Source organism: Cuspidothrix issatschenkoi CHARLIE-1 (assembly GCF_002934005.1).
Lineage (GTDB): Bacteria > Cyanobacteriota > Cyanobacteriia > Cyanobacteriales > Nostocaceae > Cuspidothrix > Cuspidothrix issatschenkoi.
The window spans coordinates 19,894-27,037 of record NZ_PGEM01000016.1; the positions used below are offsets into that span (position 1 = coordinate 19,894).

Sequence of the window (7,144 nt, forward strand, 5' to 3'; positions counted from 1 at the left end):
TCAACTACATACCGCTATATAAGCCTACATTTCTAATTTATAAAAAAATTTCTGGAAATATATAATGATGCAAACTAATTGGAAAATCGGTTCTTTATTTGGCATTCCTTTATTTTTAGACCCCTCCTGGTTTGTAATTTTGGGGTTAACTACTCTCAATTTTGGCTTTGCTTACCAATATTGGGGGACTGTCATAGGTTGGAGTGCTGGTTTAATTATGGCACTGCTATTATTTGCTTCGGTGCTACTGCATGAGTTGGGACATAGTTTAGTGGCAGAATCCCAAGGAATTAAGGTAAATTCGATCACGTTGTTTTTCTTTGGAGGAATTGCAGCAATAGAGGAAGAATCAAAAACTCCCGGTCAAGCTTTTCAGGTGGCGATCGCTGGTCCTGCGGTAAGTATTATCCTATTTTTATTACTGCGTCTAGGTTCAAGTGTAATTCCTGATAGTAACCCCCTCAGCACTATGACGGGAGATTTATCAAGAATTAATTTAGTTGTGGCTTTATTTAATTTAATTCCTGGTTTACCGTTGGACGGAGGACAGGTGTTAAAATCAGCTTTGTGGAAAATTACAGGCGATCGCTTTAAAGCTGTACACTTAGCAGCAAAGTCTGGACAAATTTTAGGTTATAGTGCGATCGCTTTAGGATTTGTGATTGATTTCTTGACCAAGGACTTTATCACAGGTTTATGGATTGTTTTAATCGGTTGGTTTGGGGTGCGTAATGCCAAAAGCTATGATAATGTCACCACATTACAAGAAACTTTACTTGAGTTAGTAGCATCTGATGGCATGACTCGTAATTTTCGGGTAGTTGATGCTAATCAAACCTTGCGAGAATTCGCTGATTTGTATTTATTGGAAAATACTGCACCCCAAGTTTATTTTGCTGCTGCTGATGGTCGTTATCGAGGTTTAGTGAATATTAATGATTTACGCACCATTGACAGAAGTGAATGGGAAACCAAAACTTTACAAACTATTGTTTATCCCCTAAATACAATTCCTACTATTGTAGAATCTACTTCTTTTGCAGAGGTAATTAATAAATTAGAAGTTGAGAAATTATCTCAAATTACTGTTCTTTCTCCTGCGGATGCTGTTGCTGGTGTCATTGATAGAGGGGATATTATACAAGCATTAGCAGAAAAGTTAAATTTACCAATTACTTCTTTAGAAATCAAACGTATTAAGGAAGAAGGGAGTTTTCCTTCGGGTTTACAGTTGGGGGTAATAGCTGCATCAGTTATTGAACGCAGATAAACTATTAATTTTTTGTATGATAGCGTAGCGTGACGCAAGCCATATCAGGATGTCTGGTTACTGAGCGAAGTCGAAGTACAGGATTTAAGGATTTCCAGGATTGTTATTGTTTAATTTTCTGTTGGTATCAGAATTTAAAGATATTATATTATTATTTAATCTATTTTTATCATCTTTTAGTAAACAAAATAAATTATCCTGTACATCCTTTAATCGGTGGTTATCCTGATTAGTGACAATATAAACAGGCAATAAATAGCCAATAAATAGCCAATAAATAGCCAATAAATAGCCAATAAATAGCCAGGGAATAAATTCCCTGTCTTATAGCTAAAGTGCGTTAAAACGCACTCTCATTTTTAAGTTAAAAAATCAGATAAAATCTCATATAAAATAACATTAGAATCAATAAATATTAATCCTAAAAATGCCATCAATAAACCAAAAAACAACCAAAAATCAATAGTCGGTTTTAACCGACTTCAGCTTTTAGACAGGGAATTTATTCCCTGGATTTATTCTCATTTTTAAGTTAAAAAATCAGATAAAATCTCATATAAAATAACATCAGAATCAATGAATATTAATCCTAAAAATGCCATCAATAAACCAAAAATCAATAGTCGGTTTTAACCGACTTCAGCTTTTAGACAGGGAATTTATTCCCTGAATTTATTGTATTTTAGATTGTATATTACCATTCATTCAAAGCTGGTAAACTATTAACTATTCTCACTGTTTCTAAACTTACTCTGACTATCCTTTTAACTAATTCTACTATATAACGGGGATTCTCTGACCAATGGTTAGGGTCATTAATTATACCACTATCTTTATCTTTGGTGACTTTGTACCTTTCCATAATCCATTCTAGGGCTGATTTGCCATTTACTATATATTCGTAGGCTTCTAGGGGGATTTGCGATAGGGTAAGTTTACTATTATAGATGATGATAGTTTTATCTATGCCGTTTTTATTCTTACCAAATACCATTTTTTCCACTTGATAATCTTGGTCATCTAAATATAACTCTTTTTTAAATTCTTCTAATTCATAAGGTTCTATGGTTTCATAGTTTATATGCCAATATGCTAATTCTCTTCCGGCTTGACTGAATGTCCAAAAATCGGCAGTAAAGGGGATTCGTGGTAACATTTTCTTCAGGTCTGATGCAAAGCGTTGTTTATATTCGGGTGAATGTAATACTCCATATATGTAATAGAAGATGTCTTCTTTGCTGATGGTTTTGTCTTGATATTTTTGCTGATATTCTTTTAAGATGCTATCGGGGATGTTTTCTTTTTTGGTGTATTGTTCTGTGTTTGCTGTTGCAAATAGTTCTCCTAGTTCGCTTTGTTTTTCGTAGGTATATAAGGGGAAACATTGACTTGTATCGTGCATATGAAAATCTGGTATTAAATTTGTAACTAATGCTGAAAATGTTTTACTTGCAGCTATTCCAGTTATACTAATTACTAAGTTTTCTAAGTTGTGATTTGGGAAAATTTTAGGCATTTTACCAGGTACATCATTAAAGTTTTTATCAAAATATATCCATTGCTTACAGAAAGGACGATACATTGAACAAGTGATTAAATCAGATTTAAAAGAATGTTCAATATCTCTACCTACATGATATTTTAATTCTCTTGACCAACTAATTTTTTTAGAGTCAGTATCAATAAAACTTTCTACTTGTTTCTTTCTTTGTTCAGTATTATTCAAAGTTTGACCTTTTAAATGTTTCTTAAATTCTTCAACTTGTTGATTATAAAACTCAATCATTCTCGTCATATTATCAATAACTGATTGTTGAGAGAAATTATAAACCCAATTATCACGATTTGTTTTTACACCACTTGAATACACATCAAAAATAGTTTTAGTATTTGCATCTTTTTTATCACCCAATGACATAAAACTTTCAAAATCATCATTGCGTTGGTTAATCCAATCATAACTTTCATTAGGGGTTATTTCTTGCCATTTAATAGTAGAAATATCACCGAAATCTTTAATAATATCTAGTTTTTCTTTTTGACTTAAATAATCACCAATATCATGATAAAATACTTTATTTTCTGACTTCTTATGAGAATTTTTGATTAGGAAAATAATCGCAATAGTAGTTCTTGTACCTTCACCAAAAACATTACCTTTTTCTTGTCTTCTTTGTTCTCCCGAAGTTCTCGCATTACCTCGTAAATTAAAACAATAAATGCTAGTAAATTCATCTACTAAACATTTTCTAAATCCATCCATTGCATTATTATCAATAAATGAACCATTACTGACAAAACAAACTATACCTTGGTCTTTAATTCTATCACTTGCCCATCTAAAACCGCGAATATAAGAATCATAAAGACTATTTTTCAAAGTAGCAGTGGAATATTTAGCATAAGTATTTCTAATTTTTTCATCTAAATTTTCATATTTGAAATTTTTATTACCATCATTTTCGCTTGTTTGTCCAGCAGAATAAGGGGGATTACCAATAATTACAGTAATATCCCTTTGCTTTTGATTAATAACCCGTTGATTATTTTCAGGAAAGATACTTTCTAACAAAAAACCTGCATTTTCAAACATTTGAAAAGTATCAGTCAAAACAATACCATTAAAGGGTTGATACCCTCCTAAATTGTCATTGCGAGGGGGGTTATTAACAGTTGAAGTTTGGCTTTCATCATTAATACCCCCCGAAGCAATCTCTTGATTTAAGTGATGAGATGAGATTGCTTCGGCTGTATTTATGGTAGGAGTAGTTAAGTTATCTGTGTTAGTATTCTGCCTCGCAATGACAGATGATTGGGTTAAATAATGATAACTTTCCTCAATATTAATTGCAGCAATATAATAAGCTAATAAAACAATCTCATTACAATGCAACTCATAACTAAACTTCCGTTGTAAATCTTCAGGTTTAATTAACCCACTTTGCAACAACCGCACCATAAAAGTACCCGTTCCTGTGAAGGGGTCTAAAACATGAACACCCTCATCAGTTAAACCCACACCAAACTCTTGTTTTAAAGCAAAATCAGCACTTTTAATAATAAAATCTACTACTTCCACAGGAGTATAAACAATTCCCAATCTTTCTACTAACCTGGGAAAAGCTGCCCGGAAAAATTTATCATATAATTCAATAATTATCCTCTGTTTTCCTTCCGCATTATCAATACCACTAGCGCGTTCTCGCACACTTTGATAAAACTTTTCTAAAGTCTTGACTTCTTTCTGCAAAGATTGACTTTCTAACACATCTAACATTCTTTGCATCGTCTGAGAAACCGGATTATATTTAGTAAATTCGTAACCCTCAAACAAAGCATCAAAAACAGGTTTAGTAATTAAATGTTGAGATAACATTTCAATAGCTTCATCTGGAGTTACATTAGGATTAATATTTTGATGTAACCCGGTTAAAAACTCGTCAAATGCTTTTTTAGCTTCCGATTCAGAATTTTCTAATAAAGCCTTAATTCGGGAAGTGTGAGTATCAGCAATTTTCGCTACATCCTTAGCCCAATCTTCCCAATAACGACGATTACCACATTTAGTAACTATTTTCGCATAAATTGCATCTCGCCATTCTTCAATGGGAAAATTCAATTCTAATTGTTTGTAAGAACTTCCTTTTTTTGCACTTTGAGAACTGCCATCATTTTCAGTTTTACCTCCCACTCCCACCACAGCAATTTGGGGAGGACGACGTTTATTTAACTCTATTTTATTGACAGTATCATTAAATCTATCATCATGGGCGCGTAAAGCCTGTAAAACTTGCCAAATTACCTTATATTTTTGATTATCTTTTAAAGCCACATCGGGAGACATATCCGCAGGAATACCAACGGGTAAAATAATATAACCGTACTTTTTCCCCTCAGCTTTTCTCATCACTCTACCAACGGACTGTACCACATCTACCACAGAATTACGGGGAGTGAGAAACATCACAGCATCTAAAGCAGGAACATCCACACCTTCCGATAGGCACCGCGCATTTGACAAAATTCGACAGATAGAACCCTGTGCGGAAGTATCAGCTTTTAACCATTCTAATTTACCGTTTCTTTCTAAGGAATTTTGAGTACCATCAACGTGGTCTAAATTACATTCTAATAAATCTTCATCATCAGGATTTAATTGTTGATATTGATTAATAATATCAGCGAATAAATCAACAATCTTTTTAGAATCTTTAATACTACGAGAAAAAGCGACCGCACGTTTCATGGGGTTATTATCTTCTATATCTTCTCCTTGGGCATCTTTAATTAAACGTTTGGCTAAACCATTCCAACAACCGATAATTTTTACCGCATCATCTAAATTTAATTCGTTATTTACATCTGCTAATTGTTGTTGAAAAGTTGCGCTAACAAATTTTTCATCAACTGCTAAGACCATCACTTTATAATCAGTTAATAAACCAGTGCTGACAGCTTCTCCAAAACTTAACCGATGAAATTCTTGACCATAGATATCTACATCATCCATGGAACATAAAAAAGCATCATTTTCCTGTGCCTGGACTTTGGTATCATCACTAAATATTTTCGGAGTTGCTGTCATATAAAGACGCTTTTTGCTTTTGATAAAATCTTGATTATGTACTCTGACAAAATAAGATTCATCTTCACCAGAAATAGTTACTCCTGTGGTTCTATGTGCCTCATCACAGATAATTAAATCAAACTCTGGTAAACCTTTTTTCTGCGCATCGGAAATTGCTTGAATTGATTGATAAGTGGAGAAAATAATGGTTAATTCCTCTATGGGCAATTCGTGAATTGCCCCTACATTCGTGTTATCTTGTAGGGGTAATTCATGAATTACCCCTAGGTTTTTTTGATTTTTATTTTGAATCGTTTGATAGGATTTAATAATATCATCGGCGTTAGTTGTAGGAGGAAAAGCTAAATCATTAACAGTAATATCTGCAACATCATCATTTTTAGATTTTTTCTTATTTTTACCCACATTCACATCAGAACAAACTGCGATACTATGAAAATTAATATTACTTTCTGCTGTCCATTCTCGCAAAGTTTGGGAAAGTAAAGAAATAGAAGGAACTAAAAACAGAATTAGATTATTGTCTCTAGGGAAATTTTCCGCAATTTTCAAAGCAGTAAAGGTTTTACCAGTACCGCAAGCCATAATTAATTTACCTCTATCTCCCGTTTTAAAGCCAGCGAGGACTTTTGATAAAGCGGTTTGTTGATGAGGACGAATTTGTTTTTTAGGTTTAAGTTCTAAATTGTCAGGATTTTTTAAACTGAATTTATCCCAGTCTATAGGACTATTTTCTAAATCAAAAATATTAGCACGAATAACAGGAATTTGTTGATCTTCTAAAGCTGCTGTTGCGTGTTTACTCCACTTATTTGTAGTGGAAATTATCATGCGTTTTTTAAATAAATTTGTTCCTGAAGCAGTGAAAAATGAATCTATATCTGATTTTTGTAAAGTGTAATCTAAATCATAACATTTACATTGAATGGCACAATAATCCCCAGTATCTCTGATTATTCCTACTAAATCAATACCTGTATCTGGCATATTTCCCCGTTTAGGGAAATCCATCCACATCCACACTTCACTAAAATACTCTTTGTAAATGGGATCTGTTTTGAGATAAGCTAACATTAATCTTTCAAACTTATCCCCTAATTCACGGGGAGAAGTGGAAGTTTGTTGATATTCATGTAATATTTTTTGGATAGTCATTTTTAGATTTCTCCTTTTTTTTAGATTTTTTTTGTCTGAATCAGGATTTCCAGGATTTGAGGATTTTCAGGATTTTATTGTTTAATTGATGGTTTGATTTTGTGTCTTTTTTTTGTCTGAATCAGGATAGA

2 protein-coding genes are annotated in these 7,144 nt (G+C 32.9%); one reads left to right on the plus strand and one right to left on the minus strand.

Annotated features, from left to right (window positions below):
- The first annotated feature begins 67 nt into the window (after nt 1–67).
- Complete coding sequence (locus CUN59_RS02350) at nt 68–1,270, plus strand: site-2 protease family protein (protein WP_104386323.1); 1,203 nt, start codon at nt 68–70, stop codon at nt 1,268–1,270.
- 694 nt (nt 1,271–1,964) lie between these two features.
- Here CUN59_RS02350 and CUN59_RS21860 read toward each other — a convergent pair.
- Nucleotides 1,965–7,013 carry a DEAD/DEAH box helicase gene (locus CUN59_RS21860; RefSeq protein ID WP_243406844.1) on the minus strand — a complete coding sequence of 1,683 codons (5,049 nt, stop codon included), beginning with the start codon at nt 7,011–7,013 and terminating at the stop codon, nt 1,965–1,967.
- Nucleotides 7,014–7,144: the final 131 nt, after the last annotated feature.

Bases quoted from the DNA above. Each gene is read 5' to 3' on its own strand.
- CUN59_RS21860 (WP_243406844.1), bottom strand. From the start codon at position 7,013: ATGACTATCCAAAAAATATTACATGAATATCAACAAACTTCCACTTCT.
- CUN59_RS02350 (WP_104386323.1), top strand. From the start codon at position 68: ATGCAAACTAATTGGAAAATCGGTTCTTTATTTGGCATTCCTTTATTT.